Genomic DNA, 16,812 nt, shown 5'->3' on the forward strand with positions numbered 1-16,812 from the left:
GGCGGAAATATCGGCGGCCCAAAATCCGGAGTTGACAGACCGACCATGCAATTCGCATTCTGCGGAACAGTCGAAAATATATCCAGTCAGTTCGTTGCTCAAATTGTCTAAATTTCTTCCCGACGCTTTCCGAGCAAGATTTGACGGTGCTGGCGCCTGACGCGTAATTCGCTTTGCCTCGCTTTCAGGCGCATCCCATGGAGTGTTGGAAATGTCGACCAAAGCGCCGAACCCTGTTGACAAATATGTCGGCAGTCGCGTGCGCATGCGGCGCATCATGCTCGGGATGAGCCAGGAGAAACTCGGCGAAGCGTTGGGCCTCACCTTCCAGCAGGTGCAGAAATACGAAAAGGGCACCAACCGGGTCGGCGCAAGCCGCATCCAGCAGATCTCGGAAATACTCCAGGTCCCGGTTTCGTTCCTGTTCGAGGGCGGCCCCAGCGGCATCGCCAGCCCCGAGGGCTACAGCGAAGGCGCTTCGCCGTCTTATGTTTCCGATTTCCTGGCGACCTCCGAGGGCCTGGCGCTGACCCGGGCGTTCACGCGTATCACCGACACCAAGCTCCGGCGCAGCATCGTCGAACTGGTCGAACAGATCGCCTCGCGCGAAGCGCCCGACAAGCGCTAAGCTTGATCGATTAGGTTTGAGCGACTTCGCAATCTGTCATATGTCGTCAAGCGCGCCTTAGCGCAAATCCGGGCCATTCAGATTCCGGGTTCGCGCCAAAAATGGCGCATCCCGGAACGACAAGCGCGAGCCATCCACATGCTGACGACCGCCAATCCCTTCGATTCCAATCCGTTCGATTCCCTGGCCATCCTCGACGGCATCCGCCGCTGGGTTGAGATCGAGACGCCGACCGAAGCGCCCGCGCAGGTCAACAGGCTGGCCGACCTGGTCGCGGACGGCTATCGCGACCTCCCCGCCACCATCGAGCGCGTCGCCGGACACTCCGGCTGCGGCGATCATCTGGTGGCCCGTTCGACTTGGGGACAGGATGCGCCGGGCATCCTGATTCTGAGTCATCTCGATACGGTTCATCCCATGGGCTTCATCGAGCGTCTGCCGTTCAAGATCGAGGGTGACAGCGCCTTCGGGCCCGGTATCTACGACATGAAGGGCGGCGCCTATCTGGCCTATCACGCGTTCCGGCAGCTCTGCGCGAGTGATGCGCGTTCGCCGCTCGGGGTGACCCAGCTCTACGTCTCCGACGAGGAGATCGGCAGCCCAACCTCGCGCGCGCTGATCGAAGCCGAGGGGCGCCGGGCAAAATATGTGCTGGTGACCGAGCCCGCCCGCGACGGCGGAAAAATCGTCACCGGGCGCAAGGGCGTCGCGCGCTTCGAGGTTTATGTCAAAGGCGTCCCGGCGCATGCCGGCACGCGGCCCGGGGACGGCCGCAGCGCGATCCGCGAACTCGGCAACATCATCCAGACGCTGGAGGCCATGAACGATCCGGAGCGCGGCGTCACCGTCAATGTCGGCGTGGTCAGGGGCGGCACCAAGCCCAACGTCATTGCCGAGGAGGCCTATGCCGAGGTCGACATGCGCGTGCCCACCATCGCGGACGCCGACGAACTCGTTCCCAGGATTCTCAATCTGAAATCGCGCAGCGAAGGTGTTACCGTGAAAGTCGTCGGCGAATTGAACCGTCCGCCCTACGAGAAGGGCAATGCCGGCGCCGCACTTTACGAATACGCCAAGACGCTGGCCGCGGAAATCGGCTTCGATCTGGTGGATACGTCGACCGGCGGCGGCTCCGACGGTAATTTCACCGCGCCACATACCGCAACCCTCGACGGGCTCGGCGTCGACGGCAAGGGCGCGCATACCCATTACGAGCAGATGTACATTTCGTCGATCGAGCCGAGGGCGCGGCTGCTGCATCGGCTGTATCAGACGCTGCGATGAGCGTCGCCGACAAGGATCCGGCGGAGCGCGATGTATCGTCCGACGATGGCGCGCTTCATCCGCAGGGCTCGTTCTTCGGCCGCCGCAAGGGCCACAAGCTCCGCGCGCACCAGGCCGAGCTGATCGAACATCTGCTGCCGCGCCTTGCGCTCGATATCAGCGGAAAAAGCCCGCCCGATCTTGCGTTCCTGTTCGATCCGCCGGCCGACGGCGTCAGGCTCGAAATCGGATTCGGGGGCGGTGAACATCTGATCGCGGAAGCGCGCGCCTTTCCCGCTGCCGGCTTCATCGGCTGCGAACCCTATGTCAACGGCATGGCGAAGATTCTGACCCAGATCGAGGCCAACAAGACAGCCAACATCCGCCTGTTCGCCGGCGACGCCGCCGAGTTGTTGGCATGGGCGCCGCCGCGCGCGCTGAACCGGATCGACCTGATCCATCCGGACCCCTGGCCGAAGCGGCGGCACTGGAAACGGCGCTTCGTGCAGGACACGACGGTGGCCGCCATGGCGCGCGCGCTGAAGCCGGGCGGCGAGTTTCGTTTCGTCAGCGATATCGACGATTACTGCGCCTGGACCTTGGCGCATCTAGCCCGCTCGCCCGACTTTGCCTGGACCGCCGAACGGGCCGCCGACTGGCGCGAGCCTTGGGCCGACTACACGATGACGCGCTACGGCGCCAAGGCCGAGCGCGAAGGGCGCAAGGCGGCGTATCTGAGATTTCGCAGGACCTCGTCCTGAGGAGCGTCGACGGAGTTTATCATCGGGCCGCGCTTTGCGCGGACCCGTTGGCCGCGTCTCGAAGCATGAGCGATCACGGGCCTCATGGTTCGAGACGGCGCAAGGGCGCCTTCTCACCATGAGGAGGTTGCACTTGACGTTACTTCAGAAGAAGACGAACCGTCGCTACTGCTTCGCCGCCTCGCCCATCCGCGCCTTGCTGGCGTCGGTGGCTTCCCACACCATGCGCTTGCCGCGCTCGCGGCCCAACAGCTCGATCGGATCGCGATTGTCGATGTGGCCGAACTGTCCCTTGTAGACGCTGTAGCCGCATAATTCCTGCAGGCGGCGCGGAAACCGCGTCGCGGTCTCCCGGGGGATGCCGAGCTGCAGGTTTTCCTGCTGCCGCATCCAGCCCCAGCAATAAGCGCAGGAAAATGCAAAGCGCCTGGCGTCTGAGGTGTTGGCGCCGCCGCCATGCCAGAGCGCGCCGTCGAACAGCATCACGCTGCCCGCCGGCATCGTCGCGGTGACGGCAGCGTAATCCCTGCCGTATTCGGGCGAGGAATCGTATTTATGGCTTGCCGGGATGATCCTTGTCGCCCCGTTGTCATCCCTGAAGTCCGACAGCGCCCAGATCGCATTCAGCGTGATCGGGATGTGCGGACGCGGCAGCGGAATCAGTTGCGTGTCCTCGTGGATCGGTTGCGCCTCCTGGCCCGGGCCGAGCACCAGCGAGCAGAACGACGACAACAGGCACTCCTTGTCGAGCACGCGCTCCACGATCGGCAGCACATTCCAGTGCAGCGGCACTTCCCAGAAAATCTCGTCATAGGTCAGAAGATTGTTGATGCGGACGGTCTTGAAACCCTCGAACGACGTCTTGGCGTAGCCGAGGCCGTGCTCGCGCTCGGTCCGCTCCAGCGCCTGCTTCAATCCTTCGACGAGGGCGGGATCGGCGGCGCGCTCGATCACCGTGTATCCGTCGTCACGGATCTTGTCGGCATGCAGTTGAATGTCGGCGTCCGTCAGCATTTCGATCTCCCCGATGGCGCTGTATCCGCGCCTTTGAGATCAGCTTAGCCGTCTCCCGCGGTATTTGTGAAGGGATCGGTGCCCATCGGCATTGCGACAGGCGAAACAACTCACGCCGATTGCTTGGTCTGCCAGAAGCCGACCACCCGCTCCGCGGTCGAGGGCATCAGGCGGGCGAAATTCACCCGCGCGCTTTCGATGTCGGCCGGCGACGCCACCCGGCTGGGCCCCAACCGGAGCAGGATCAGGGCGCGCACCGTTGCCCATTCAAGGTCGATACTCTTGCCGACAATCAGGATCGGATCGTAGCGGTCTCCGGCGATCAGGTGGTCGAGCGTTGCGATCTTGACCCCCGACATCGCCGATAGCGCCGCCACCGCTTCCTCGTATTTGTAGGCTTTGGCAAAGCCGAACAGGGCTGCTTCATTCAACCCGCCGGCGCGATGCAGCGCCAGAATCGCGCGCTGCGCCGGCGCAAAGTCGCGGCGGCTCTCGACCACCTCGACGACGCCGGAGATCTCGCTTATCGCCCGGGTGATCGCGGCCTGCCTGCCGGGCTTGACCACCTCGAGCAGGCGACGCCGGACGATGTCGGCCGATCCTTCCAGGAGATCCCTTAGCCGCTGGTCCGAGAGATCGTCGCGCTGGCCCACGGTGAGCGTCAGGACGCCGTCACGGCTCGCGCGCTTGATCAGTGCGGAATATCCGGTTGGCGAAAATTGCGCGCCCGCATTGCCGGCGGCGCGCCTGACCACATCGCGGTCGCCGCGGCGAACGATGATTTCGGTGAGATCGGGAGAAAGCGTTGCCCGTTCCGACATCGCCAATAGATGGCCCTGGCCCTGGAGGCGCGCGATTTCGACCAGGGCGGCCTCATCGAGCAGCGGCGACCGGCGCAGCAGCGGGCCCGCGATCAGGATTTCGTCCTCGCGCGCGAGCTGGCCGACCAGCGCGCGTGGCGCATTGCGGAGCACCGACAGCCGTTCGGCCAGGTCGGCGCGCGCGGCGGTTTCGGTGTGCGGGACGAGATCGATCAGAATTTCGTCGAACAGATCGACATGGTCGGGCCGCAGGTTCGCAGCCCCCTGCAGAAACAGCTCGGCGATCCCGCGTGCGGCCTCGGCAAGGCGCCCGGGATCGCCCTGCTTGAGTATCTCTTCGAGCCCGGGAATCAGCGAGGTAGCAACCGTCATGAACACTACTCAAACCCGCCGGAACGACGGGCTTTGAGCGACAATCTAGGTCGGCCTGGTGAACGAAGGGTTAGGTTTGAAAGCGGACGAAATGGCCCGTAAAATCCCTGCTTCGAGGCCTCGCGGGCCTTGTCGGATCGGGGAAAAACCGCTATATCAGCCGCATCTTATCGTTCTCATACGATCGCGTATTGAGAGTGGGCCCCCCGGGACCCGCTCTTTTTTATTACCTGAACGAGCCCGGGAATGCGACCGCTGTGCCCGGCTCGGGCAGCCCGGTCGGACCGTGTTCAAGGCCCGGCCCAACCCGATGCAAGCTAGACCGCCCCAAAGACCGCCTAAAGGCAAGTTTTGACACTGGATATGACCGATCCAACTGCTGGTTCCCTTGACACCGAACTGCTGGCCGAGCCGCGCCTCGTCGTCGAGCCCGGTGCTGCGGCGCGGGTGTCGGCGATCGCGGGTCCGGTGCTGCAGGGAATGGGTTACCGGCTGGTCCGGATCAAGATATCGGGCGAAAGCGGCTGCACCGTCCAGATCATGGCGGAACGGCCGGACGGATCGATGCAGATCGAGGATTGCGAAGCGATTTCAAAGGCGCTGTCGCCGGTACTCGACGTCGCCGACCCGATCGACCGGGCCTACCGGCTGGAGATTTCCTCGCCCGGGATCGACCGGCCGCTGGTGCGCCGCTCCGATTTCGAGCGTTACGCCGGCCATCTCGTGAAGATCGAGATGGCGGTCGCGCATGGCGGCCGCAAGCGGTTCCGCGGCACGCTCGCCGGCGTCGAAGGCGACGCGGTGCGCTTACATCGCGATGACATACGTTCGGGCGAAGATGTCGATGTTCTGCTGGTAATGGAAGATATCGCCGACGCCAGGCTGGTTCTGACCGACGATCTGATCGCGGAATCGATGCGGCGCGGCAAGGCCGCGGAACGCGAGCTGCGCCAGTCGCTCGGGATCGAGCCGCCCCCGCCGCCCCATGCCAGGAAAAGCGATCCTGCCAAGAGCAACAAACCGAAGCCGAAATTGAAGCCGAACAAGCCCACCCCGAAGAATACCAAGGAACACCGCCTCGCCGCAGAACGACTGCGCCGGGGCGACACCGATCCCACGAGAGGAGACTAAAGCCATGGCAGCTGTCAGCGCCAACAAACTCGAACTGCTGCAGATCGCAGACGCGGTCGCGCGCGAGAAATCGATTGACCGCGGCATCGTGATCGCGGCGATGGAAGACGCCATCGCCAAGGCGGCGCGCGCCCGCTACGGCAGCGAAACCGACGTGCACGCCGAGATCGACGCCAAGAAGGGCGAATTGCGGCTGTCGCGCCACATGCTGGTGGTCGACCAGGTGGAAAACTCCGCGAACCAGATTTCGCTGGAAGATGCCCGCCGCGCCAATCCCGGCGCGCAAATCGGCGACACCATCGCCGACACCCTGCCGCCGCTGGAATATGGCCGCATCGCCGCGCAATCGGCCAAGCAGGTGATCGTGCAGAAGGTGCGCGAGGCCGAGCGCGACCGGCAGTATCAGGAATTCAAGGACCGCATCGGCGACATCGTCAACGGCATCGTCAAGCGCGTCGAATACGGCAGCGTCATCGTCGATCTCGGCCGCGGCGAAGCCATCATCCGCCGCGACGAGATGCTGCCGCGCGAGGTGTTCCGCAACGGTGACCGCGTCCGCGCCTATATTTTCGACGTGCGGCGCGAGACCAGGGGACCGCAGATCTTCCTGTCCCGCACCCATCCGCAATTCATGGCGAAACTGTTCGCGCAGGAAGTTCCGGAAATCTATGACGGCATCGTCGAGATCAAGGCGGTGGCCCGTGACCCCGGCTCGCGCGCGAAAATCGGGGTGATTTCCCGGGATTCGTCGGTCGACCCGGTCGGCGCCTGCGTCGGCATGCGCGGCTCGCGCGTGCAGGCGGTGGTCAACGAGCTGCAGGGCGAGAAGATCGACATCATTCCATGGTCGCCCGACATCGCGACCTTCGTCGTCAACGCGCTGGCGCCCGCCGAGGTCGCCAAGGTCGTGATCGACGAGGACCGCGAGCGGATCGAAGTCGTGGTTCCCGACACCAACAACCAGCTGTCGCTGGCGATCGGCCGGCGCGGCCAGAACGTGCGTCTGGCCTCGCAGCTGACCGGCTGGGACATCGACATCCTGACCGAACAGGAAGAATCCGAGCGTCGCCAGGCCGACTTCGAGAACTCGACGCGCGTGTTCATGGAAGCGTTGAACGTCGACGAAGTGGTCGGCCAATTGCTGGCGTCGGAAGGCTTCACCTCGGTAGAGGAACTGGCGATGGTCGACGCCAAGGAACTGGCCGGTATCGAAGGCTTCGACGAGGAAACCGCCAACGAGCTGCAAAGCCGGGCCCGCGAATATCTGGAACAGCTCGAAAGCGAGCTCGAAAACAAACGTAAGGAGCTCGGTGTGGAAGACGCTTTGAAGACGGTGCCCGGCGTGACCTCGAAGATGCTGGTGAAATTCGGCGAGAACGACATCAAGACGGTCGAGGATCTGGCCGGATGCGCCACCGACGACCTGGTCGGCTGGACCGAGCGCAAGGAAGGCGGCGAGCCGACCAAGCACCCCGGCATTCTCGACGCCAACGAAATCTCGCGCGACGACGCCGAGAACATGATCATGCAGGCGCGGGTCCTCGCCGGCTGGATCACCGAAGCCGATCTGGCCAAGAAACCCGAGGAGACCGGGGCCGAGACCCCCGAAGGTCAGCCGGTTTGATGCGCGCGTCGCGCAAAAAGCTTGCCCTCGGACCCGATCCGAGGGTGGAACACCGGTTTTGCGCGACCGTAACGCGCAAATGACAGGAGCCGTGTCGCCCGCATGCTTGCTATCGCCGACCCCGATCTCGACAACGGACCGCGGACCGACAGGTCCGCGAGGTCACGGATGTGCGCGGTCACGCGGCAGGTGCGGCCGATCGACGAGCTGATCCGCTTTGTGGTCGCGCCCTCGGGCGAGGTGATCCCGGATCTGAAACGCAAGCTTCCCGGTCGCGGCCTGTGGGTCGCAGCCTCGCGCCAGACGGTTGCGGAAGCCGTGCGGCGTCACCAATTCAGTAAGGGATTCAAGCGCGAAGTCCGCGTTTCACCGACGCTTGCCACCGACACCGAGGCCCTGCTGGTGCGCAGCACCATCGAGGCGCTGGCCATGGCCGCCAAGGCCGGCCAGGTGGTTTCGGGCTTCGGCAAGGTCGACGATACAATCAGGTCGCGGCAGACGCGGGCTTCGATCGGGGCGCTGATCCATGCCTCGGACGGCGCGGCCGACGGAATCCGGAAACTGGATGCCGTGCTCCGGCAAAATGCCGGGATTAACGATGAATCGAACCTTATTCCGGTCGTCACGGCGCTGACCTCCGAACAATTGGATTTGGCACTGGGGCGGTCAAATGTGATACATGCTGCCCTGCTCGCTGGCCCGGCGAGCAAAACGTTCCTGTCACGCAGCCATATCCTGGTCCGATACCGGATGGCGGACGCCGACAAGACAGCCGGTAATGCGGCCCAGAATTCGCCGATAGAGACTGTGCGGACACGCACGACGTAAACAGGATTAGGACTGCTGAATGGTCGATAAAACGCCTGGCGACAGGAAACTGAGTGTTCCGAACAAGACCCTGACGCTGAAGCCGCGGGTCGAGACGGGCACCGTCAAGCAGAGCTTCAGCCACGGCCGCACCAAGCAGGTCGTGGTTGAAAAGCGCGGCAAGCGCCGCGTCGGCGGCGATGGACCCGCAACGGAAACGCATGCGCCGGAGCCTGCGATCGTTGCCAAGGCCGCACCCGCAGCACCTGCCGCTCCCGCCCCCAAGGCGCCGCTCGCCCGTCCCGCGGCACCGCAGCCTTCTGCCTCGCGCGGCGGTTCCGGCGTGGTCCTGCGTACCCTGACCGAGGATGAGCGCTCGGCCCGCGCCAGCGCGCTTGCCGACGCCAAGGCCCGCGAGTTCGAAGAGCGCCGGCTGGCCGAAGAGGAAGCCAAGCGCCGCAACAGCAAGGAAGGCATCGAGCAGGCCGAGCGCGAAGCCGCCGAGGCCCGCCGCAAGGCCGAGGAAGAACGCCATCGCCAGGACGAGGAAGCCAAGCGCAAGGCCGAAGTCGAAGCCAAGAAACGCTTCGGCGAAGCCGAGGCCGCCAAGACGGCCGTCGCGGCCCGCGCCGCGCTGCCCGCCGCGCGCGCCCCCGGCATCGCCGCCGACATCACCGACGAGGATGAAGGTCCGCGCCAGATCCGCCGTGGTCCCGGCGGCGCCGTACGCCCGGTGGTTCCCCCGAAGACGACCGCCAAGCCCGCGCCGCAGAAGCAGCGCGGACGCCTGACGCTGGTCACCGCGCTCAACGCCGATGACGTGCGCGAGCGCTCGATCGCCTCGTTCCGCCGCCGCACCCAGCGCCTGAAGGGCCATGCCTCGAACGAGCCCAAGGAAAAGCTGATCCGCGAAGTGGTGATTCCGGAAGCCATCAACATCCAGGAACTCGCCAACCGCATGTCGGAGCGCGCGGTCGACGTCATCCGCCTGCTGATGAAGCAGGGCGCGATGCACAAGATCACCGACGTGATCGACGCCGACACCGCGCAGCTGATCGCCGAGGAACTGGGTCATACCGTCAAGCGCGTGGCCGCGTCGGACGTCGAGGAAGGCCTGTTCGACGTCGTCGACGATTCCACCGACACCGAGCCGCGTTCGCCGGTCGTGACCGTGATGGGCCATGTCGACCACGGCAAGACCTCGCTGCTCGACGCGCTGCGCCACGCTAACGTGGTCTCGGGCGAAGCCGGCGGCATCACCCAGCATATCGGCGCCTATCAGGTGACCTCGCCGGAAAGCGGCAAGAAGATCACCTTCATCGACACCCCGGGCCATGCCGCGTTCACCGCGATGCGCGCCCGCGGCGCCAAGGTGACCGACATCGTGATCCTGGTGGTCGCGGCCGACGACGGCGTCATGCCGCAGACAATCGAGGCGATCCATCACGCCAAGGCGGCGAAGGTTCCGATGATCGTGGCGATCAACAAGATCGACAAGCCGGACGCCCGGCCCGACCGCGTGCGCACCGAACTGCTGCAGCACGAGGTGCAGGTCGAATCGCTCGGCGGCGACGTTGTTGACGTCGAGGTCTCCGCCAAGAACAAGACCAATCTCGACAAGCTCCTGGAAATGATCGCGCTGCAGGCCGAACTGCTCGACCTCAAGACCAATGCGTCGCGCCCCGCCGAAGGCACCGTGATCGAAGCCAAGCTCGATCGCGGCCGCGGTCCGGTCGCGACCGTGCTGGTGCAGCGCGGCACCTTGAGGGTGGGCGACATCATCGTCGCCGGCGCCGAGATGGGCCGCGTGCGTGCGCTGATCAACGATCAGGGCGCCACCATCGACGAGGCCGGACCTTCGGTGCCGGTCGAGGTACTCGGCTTCAACGGCCCGCCGGAAGCCGGCGACCGTCTGGCCGTGGTCGACAGCGAAGCGCGCGCCCGCGAAGTCACCAGCTACCGCGCCCATCAGAAGCGCGAGAACGCCGCCGCCTCTATTTCCGGCATGCGCGGCTCGCTCGAGCAGATGATGTCGCAGCTCAAGACCTCGGGCCGCAAGGACTTCCCGCTGATCGTCAAGGCCGACGTGCAGGGCTCGCTGGAAGCGATCCTCGGCTCGCTGGAAAAGCTCGGCACCGACGAAGTCGCCGCCCGCATCCTGCATGCCGGCGTCGGCGGCATCTCGGAATCCGACGTGACGCTGGCGGAAGGCTTCAATGCCGCCATCATCGGCTTCAACGTCCGCGCCCACAAGGAAGCCGCGGCCGCGGCCAAGCGCAACGGCATCGAGATCCGCTATTACAACATCATCTACGACCTCGTGGATGACGTGAAGAAGGCGATGAGCGGCCTGCTCGCGCCGACGCTGCGCGAAACCATGCTCGGCAACGCCCAGATCCTGGAAGTCTTCAACATTTCCAAGGTCGGCAAGGTCGCGGGCTGCCGCGTCACCGACGGCACCGTGGAACGCGGCGCCAACGTCCGCCTGATTCGCGACAATGTCGTCGTGCACGAAGGCAAGCTGTCGACGCTGAAGCGGTTCAAGGACGAAGTGAAGGAAGTGCAGTCCGGCCAGGAATGCGGCATGGCGTTCGAGAATTACGGCGACATGCGCGTCGGCGACATCATCGAGTGTTATCGCGTGGAGACGATCCAGCGCAGCCTTTAAGTTTGAACCTTAGGGCTTCGTCAGAAGGAATATCGAGATAGTTCGACGTCATGCCCGGCTTTAATGCCGGGCATCCGCGTCTTGCGAAATTCAGCAACGAGTAAGACGTGGATGGCCGGGACATCCCGCGCGAAGACGCGCTTCTGCCCGGCCATGACGAATTGTTTTCGAAGGACCCCAATGCCCAGCCACCACAAGAAGGACTCTGCCCCCGGCGGCTCGCAGCGTCAGTTGCGCGTCGGCGAAACCGTGCGTCACGCGATCGCAGATATTCTCTCCCAGGGCAGCGTGCATGATCCGGAACTCGAGGGTCACATCGTCACGGTGCCCGAGGTGCGGATGTCGCCGGACCTCAAGCTTGCGACCATCTACGTCATGCCGCTCGGCGGCCGCGATACGGACATCGTGATCGCGGCACTGGAGCGCAACAAGAAGTTCCTGCGCGGCGAGATCGCGCACCGCGTTAACTTAAAATTTGCGCCTGATATTCGCTTCCGCGTTGACGAACGATTCGACGAAGCGGAACGAATAGAGAAATTACTGAGAACACCTGCGGTGCAAAGAGACCTCGAACCAGATTCGGACAAATCCTGATGATCGTGACCACCGCCAACAGCGCGTTCGAGCCGCCAAATGCCGATTCGCACGAGGCCGAAAAAAATAATTTTGTCGAGGCGCGCCGCCCCAACAACGATCCGCGCGATCAGGGCCAGCGCGGCGGCAAGCAGGCGCGGCAGAATCAGCCCCGGCGCGACAAGCGCGACGTTCACGGCTGGGTGGTGCTCGACAAACCGATCGGCATGACCTCGACACAGGCGGTCGCGGTGGTGAAGCGGCTGTTCCAGGCCAAGCGCGCCGGCCACGCCGGCACGCTCGATCCGCTGGCCTCCGGCGGGCTACCGATTGCGCTCGGCGAGGCCACCAAGACGGTTCCCTTCGTGATGGACGGCCGCAAGCGCTACCGCTTTACGGTCGCCTGGGGCGAGGAACGCGATACCGACGATACCGAGGGCCGGGCGGTCAAAACCAACGAGCTCAGGCCGTCGGCCGAGACGATCCAGGAGCTGTTGCCGCGCTTTACCGGCCTGATCGAGCAGATCCCGCCGCAATATTCCGCCATCAAGGTCCAGGGCGAGCGGGCCTATGATTTGGCGCGCGATGGAGAGACCGTCGACCTGAAGCCAAGGCCGGTCGAGATTCACGAATTAACCCTTGTAGAACAACCAGATAGTAGCCATTCGGTGTTCGAGGCCGAGTGCGGCAAGGGAACCTACGTGCGGGCGCTGGCGCGCGATATCGGCCGGCTGCTCGGCTGCTACGGCCATATCTGCGCGCTGCGGCGGACCCTGGTCGGCCCATTCGGCGAGAAGGACATGATTCCGCTGGAACAACTGGAGGCTTTGTGCGATAGAGCCGCGTCTGGCGAGGGCAGCCTCGCCGACGCGCTTTTGCCCGTTGAGACCGCGCTGGACGACATCCCGGCACTGGCCGTCACACGGGCTGATGCGGCAAGGCTCCATCGGGGCCAGGCCGTTTTGTTGCGCGGACGGGATGCGCCCAATAGTAGCGGCACAGTCTATGTCACGGTGGCAGGCCGGCTTCTGGCCCTCGCCGAAATTGGCAATGGCGAACTCATCCCCAAGCGCGTGTTCAACCTGAACGGACTGACTGCCAGTCCGGCTCGCAACAATGAAAGTGTTTGACGATGTCGATTACCGCCGAACGCAAAGCGGAAGTCATCAAGACGAATGCCAACAAGGCCGGCGACACCGGCTCGCCCGAGGTCCAGGTCGCGATCCTGTCGGAACGCATCAACAACCTGACCGGGCACTTCAAGACCCACGTGAAGGACAACCATTCGCGGCGTGGCCTCCTGAAGCTCGTGTCGACGCGCCGTTCGCTTCTCGATTACATCAAGAAGAAGGACGAGGCGCGTTACAAGGCGCTGCTCGAAAAGCACAACATTCGTCGTTGAGTTGAAAGTACGCGCGCATGTCGCGCGCGTTGTTGCGCATGGTTTTCGAACGGCAGTTTCTTCGCCTTTCGGGCAGGCCATGCGCATCCGGGCATGATCCTCGACGCGTTTTCGAAACGGGATCATGCCCAAACAGAGGTCGTCCAGCAGCACTCCGGCGACTGGACGATGACGGGCAAGGTGCCCGTCGCGCGGGTTGAAGGCTGCTAGCCTTGGCCCGCAACACACCGGAAGGATGAAGGCCATCCAGCACATCAAGACCATGGCAGGATCGCAGGACGCTGATTTCGCATTGCGGTCAGCGTCCCGCAATCTTGCGCATGGTTTTTTTGTGCCGGCCTTTCACGCCTTTCGTGAAACCATGAAAGAAGACCGCAATGTTCAATATTCATTCAGTCGAGATCGACTGGGGTGGACGTCCCCTCAGGCTTGAAACCGGAAAGATCGCCCGTCAGGCCGACGGCGCCGTGCTCGCGACCTATGGCGAGACCGTCGTGCTCGCTACCGTCGTTGCCGCCAAAACGCCCCGCGAGGGCGTCGACTTCCTGCCGCTGACCGTCGACTATCAGGAAAAGACCTACGCCGCGGGCCGCATTCCCGGCGGCTATTTCAAGCGCGAAGGCCGTCCCACCGAGAAGGAGACGCTGGTCTCCCGCCTGATCGACCGCCCGATCCGTCCGCTGTTCGTCGATGGTTGGCGCAACGAAACCCAGGTGATCGTGACGACGCTGTCGCACGACATGGAGAACGATCCCGACATCCTGGCGCTGGTGGCGGCGTCCGCGGCGCTGACCCTGTCGGGCGCCCCGTTCAAGGGTCCGATCGGTGCCGCCCGCGTCGGCTTCATCAACGACGAGTACGTGCTCAACCCCACGCTCGACGAGATGGTCGAAACCCAGCTCGATCTCGTCGTCGCCGGCACCGCCGACGCCGTGCTGATGGTGGAATCGGAAGCCAAGGAACTCAACGAAGAGATCATGCTCGGCGCCGTGATGTTCGGCCACCGGCACTTCCAGCCGGTGATCAGCGCGATCATCGAGCTGGCCGAGAAGGCCGCCAAGGAGCCGCGCGAAGTCAAGATCGTCGACGAGAGCGTGCTCGAGAAGGAAATCCTCGGGCTGATCGAGACCGATCTGCGCGCTGCCTATGCGATCCCGGTCAAGCAGGACCGCTACGCCGCGGTCGGCAAGGCCAAGGAAAAGGTGATGGCGCACTATTTCCCGGAAGGCCAGGAGCCGAAATACGACAAGCTCCGCATCGCCGCCGTGTTCAAGGAGCTTGAAGCCAAGATCGTTCGCTGGAACATTCTCGACACCGGCAAGCGCATCGACGGCCGCGATTCCAAGACCGTGCGCAACATCATCGCCGAAGTCGGCGTGTTGCCCCGCGCCCATGGCTCGGCTTTGTTCACCCGCGGCGAGACGCAAGCGATGGTCGTGACCACGCTCGGCACCGGCGAGGACGAGCAGTACATCGACGCGCTGTCGGGAACGTACAAAGAGACGTTCCTGCTGCACTACAACTTCCCTCCCTACTCGGTCGGTGAAACCGGACGCATGGGCGGCACGAAGCGCCGCGAGATCGGCCACGGCAAGCTGGCCTGGCGCGCGATCCACCCGGTGCTGCCGCCGCATCACGAATTCCCTTACACGGTGCGCGTGGTCTCCGAGATCACCGAGTCGAACGGATCGTCGTCGATGGCGTCGGTCTGCGGCGCCTCGTTGGCGCTGATGGATGCGGGCGTTCCCCTGAAACGGCCGACGGCGGGCATCGCCATGGGCCTCATTCTCGAGGGCAGCCGCTTCGCGGTGCTGTCGGACATCCTCGGCGACGAGGATCATCTCGGCGACATGGACTTCAAGGTGGCGGGCACTGAAACGGGCATCACCTCGCTGCAGATGGACATCAAGATCGCCGGCATCACCGAGGAGATCATGAAGGTCGCGCTCGGCCAGGCCAAGGATGGGCGCATCCACATCCTCGGCGAAATGTCCAAGGCGCTGACCGCGGCACGCGCCGAGCTCGGCGAATATGCGCCGCGCATCGAGACCTTCAAGATCCCGACCGACAAGATCCGCGAAGTGATCGGCACCGGCGGCAAGGTGATCCGCGAGATCGTGGAAAAGACCGGCGCCAAGGTCAATATCGACGACGACGGCACCGTGAAGGTCGCTTCCGCCGACGGCGAATCGATCAAGGCCGCGATCAAGTGGATCAAGTCGATCGCCTCCGATCCGGAGCTCGGCCAGATCTACGACGGCACCGTGGTCAAGGTGATGGAGTTCGGCGCGTTCGTTAACTTCTTCGGCGCCAAGGACGGTCTCGTCCACATCAGCCAGCTCTCGGGCAGCCGCGTCCAGAAGACCTCCGACGTCGTCAAGGAAGGCGACAAGGTCAAGGTCAAGCTGCTTGGCTTCGACGATCGCGGCAAGACGCGCCTGTCGATGAAGGCGGTCGATCAGGTGACCGGCGAGGATCTCGAGGCCAAGCAGAAGGCCGAGGCCCCGGCGCGCGAAGCCGCCGGCGAGTAGGTCTCGCAGGAATCAGGATCAACGAAGGGCGGCCGAAGGGCCGCCCTTTTGTTTTTGTGCAGGGCATCGGCATTCTCACCGGTCATCATCCGCGAAAGCGGATGATCCAGTATTCCAGAGACGGCCATGATAAAATCGATAGGCGGCGGCGTACTGGATACCCGCCGGAGCCTGTCATCGGGCTCGCCGAAGGCGAGACCCGGTGGCGGGTATGACAGCCTTAGGTTATCCGCGCCGCTTTTGATTCTCTGCCACAGGCGCAGCACCCGTGCTCTGCTTCACCACCTCGCCCAGCGCCGCGAAATCCGCCTTGCGCGGCGAGGTGCGGCGGAAGGCGAGGCCAATGCTGCGGCCGGGTTGCGGATTTTCCAGGCGCAGCAATTTGACGCGGTCGTCGCGCCGCTCGACGTCGGCCGCGATCTGCGGAATCAGCGTCACGCCGTAACCGCCCGCGACCATCTGCATCACCGTGGTGAGGCTGGAGGCGCCGAACGCCGTGCCGCCGGCGCCGCCGTTTCGCCCGCGCGCGGCGCTTGCACAGAACGCCAGCGCCTGATCGCGCAGGCAGTGGCCGTCTTCGAGCAGGATCAGGCGGCTTTGATCGATATCCGAGGCTGCGACGCACACACTTGCCGGGCGCGGATCATCGGCAGGCACTGCGAGCAGAAACAGATCCTCGAACAAGGCGATGGTATCGATGTCCGGCTCGCCCAGCGGCAATGCCAGCATCGCGGCATCGAGTGCGCCGCTCTTGATGTCTTCGACGAGCTGTCTGGTCTGGGTCTCCCGCAGTTCAAGCCGCAGGTCCGGGAACCGGCTCTGCAGGGTCGGCAGAATGCGCGGCAGCAGATAGGGCGCCAGCGAAGGAATCACCCCGAGCGTCAGCCGCCCCGTCAGCAGGCCGCTGCGATGGCGGGCGAAGTCGACCAGGTCGCGCGAGGCGCTGAGAATGTCCTCGCCGCGGCGGGCGATCTCGCGGCCCACATCGGTCAGCATCACATCGCCCGGCCGTCGCTCCACCACCGCGACCCCGAGCGTTCGCTCGAGGTCGCGAATCTGCATCGAGAGCGCAGGCTGGGTCACGGCGCAGGCCTCGGCCGCGCGACCGAAATGGCCATGCTTGGCGAGCGCGGAGAGATAGCGCAGCTGTCTGAGCGTGATCATGCCGAAAACATTCCTCTCATCGCCTGAGTGTGATGAGTCACATGGGTGTTACA

At 64.3% G+C, this 16,812-nt stretch carries 14 protein-coding genes; 11 read left to right on the forward strand and 3 right to left on the reverse strand.

The features are described from left to right. Positions 1-211: 211 nt before the first annotated feature. The 3 genes from B5525_RS09025 (at position 212) to trmB (ending at position 2,652) form a co-directional block, all read left to right on the forward strand. Complete coding sequence (locus B5525_RS09025) at positions 212-628, forward strand: helix-turn-helix domain-containing protein (protein ID WP_079565690.1); 417 nt, start codon at positions 212-214, stop codon at positions 626-628. Positions 629-766: 138 nt separating this feature from the next. Further along, on the forward strand, positions 767-1,912 hold the full coding sequence (locus B5525_RS09030) for a M20 family metallopeptidase (RefSeq protein ID WP_079565691.1): 1,146 nt from the start codon (positions 767-769) through the stop codon (positions 1,910-1,912). Continuing rightward, complete coding sequence (gene trmB / locus B5525_RS09035; protein WP_079565692.1) at positions 1,909-2,652, forward strand: tRNA (guanosine(46)-N7)-methyltransferase TrmB; 744 nt, start codon at positions 1,909-1,911, stop codon at positions 2,650-2,652. The genes B5525_RS09030 and trmB overlap by 4 nt, the downstream gene beginning before the upstream one ends. A gap of 165 nt (positions 2,653-2,817) precedes the next feature. On the opposite strand, the gene B5525_RS09040 is transcribed toward trmB, so the two are convergent. After that, positions 2,818-3,666, reverse strand: a complete 849-nt coding sequence (locus tag B5525_RS09040; RefSeq protein ID WP_079565693.1) for a phytanoyl-CoA dioxygenase family protein — start codon at positions 3,664-3,666, stop codon at positions 2,818-2,820. A 110-nt stretch (positions 3,667-3,776) separates the two neighbouring features. Continuing rightward, positions 3,777-4,859, reverse strand: coding sequence for a DUF2336 domain-containing protein (locus B5525_RS09045; RefSeq protein ID WP_079565694.1), 1,083 nt, complete (start codon positions 4,857-4,859; stop codon positions 3,777-3,779). Positions 4,860-5,222: 363 nt separating this feature from the next. Here B5525_RS09045 and rimP point away from each other — a divergent pair, with 363 nt between their 5' ends. The 8 genes from rimP (at position 5,223) to pnp (ending at position 15,595) form a co-directional block, all read left to right on the forward strand. Next, positions 5,223-5,990 (forward strand): ribosome maturation factor RimP, encoded by a 768-nt coding sequence (gene rimP, locus B5525_RS09050; protein WP_079565695.1) that lies wholly within the window; start codon positions 5,223-5,225, stop codon positions 5,988-5,990. Positions 5,991-5,994: 4 nt separating this feature from the next. Continuing rightward, a complete protein-coding gene (gene nusA, locus B5525_RS09055) occupies positions 5,995-7,614 on the forward strand; it encodes a transcription termination factor NusA (protein WP_079565696.1) in 1,620 nt (539 codons plus the stop codon). 102 nt (positions 7,615-7,716) lie between these two features. Next, the gene (locus B5525_RS09060; protein WP_079565697.1) at positions 7,717-8,442 is read left to right on the forward strand and encodes an RNA-binding protein; all 726 of its coding nucleotides are present in this window, start codon (positions 7,717-7,719) and stop codon (positions 8,440-8,442) included. A 19-nt stretch (positions 8,443-8,461) separates the two neighbouring features. Beyond that, positions 8,462-11,089, forward strand: a complete 2,628-nt coding sequence (gene infB / locus B5525_RS09065) for a translation initiation factor IF-2 (protein WP_079565698.1) — start codon at positions 8,462-8,464, stop codon at positions 11,087-11,089. A 180-nt stretch (positions 11,090-11,269) separates the two neighbouring features. Further along, complete coding sequence (gene rbfA, locus B5525_RS09070; protein ID WP_079565699.1) at positions 11,270-11,683, forward strand: 30S ribosome-binding factor RbfA; 414 nt, start codon at positions 11,270-11,272, stop codon at positions 11,681-11,683. Then, on the forward strand, positions 11,683-12,792 hold the full coding sequence (gene truB, locus B5525_RS09075; RefSeq protein WP_079565700.1) for a tRNA pseudouridine(55) synthase TruB: 1,110 nt from the start codon (positions 11,683-11,685) through the stop codon (positions 12,790-12,792). Before rbfA ends, truB begins: the two co-directional genes overlap by 1 nt. Positions 12,793-12,794: 2 nt before the next feature. Beyond that, on the forward strand, positions 12,795-13,064 hold the full coding sequence (rpsO, locus tag B5525_RS09080) for a 30S ribosomal protein S15 (protein ID WP_079540211.1): 270 nt from the start codon (positions 12,795-12,797) through the stop codon (positions 13,062-13,064). 377 nt (positions 13,065-13,441) lie between these two features. Beyond that, entirely contained in the window at positions 13,442-15,595 is a 2,154-nt protein-coding gene (pnp, locus tag B5525_RS09085) for a polyribonucleotide nucleotidyltransferase (RefSeq protein WP_079565701.1), read from the forward strand. A gap of 225 nt (positions 15,596-15,820) precedes the next feature. Here the strand turns inward: pnp and B5525_RS09090 are convergent, their stop codons facing one another. Then, positions 15,821-16,759 carry a LysR substrate-binding domain-containing protein gene (locus tag B5525_RS09090; protein ID WP_079565702.1) on the reverse strand — a complete coding sequence of 313 codons (939 nt, stop codon included), beginning with the start codon at positions 16,757-16,759 and terminating at the stop codon, positions 15,821-15,823. Positions 16,760-16,812: the final 53 nt, after the last annotated feature.

The organism is Bradyrhizobium erythrophlei, from assembly GCF_900129505.1.
In the GTDB taxonomy this organism is placed as follows: domain Bacteria; phylum Pseudomonadota; class Alphaproteobacteria; order Rhizobiales; family Xanthobacteraceae; genus Bradyrhizobium; species Bradyrhizobium erythrophlei_D.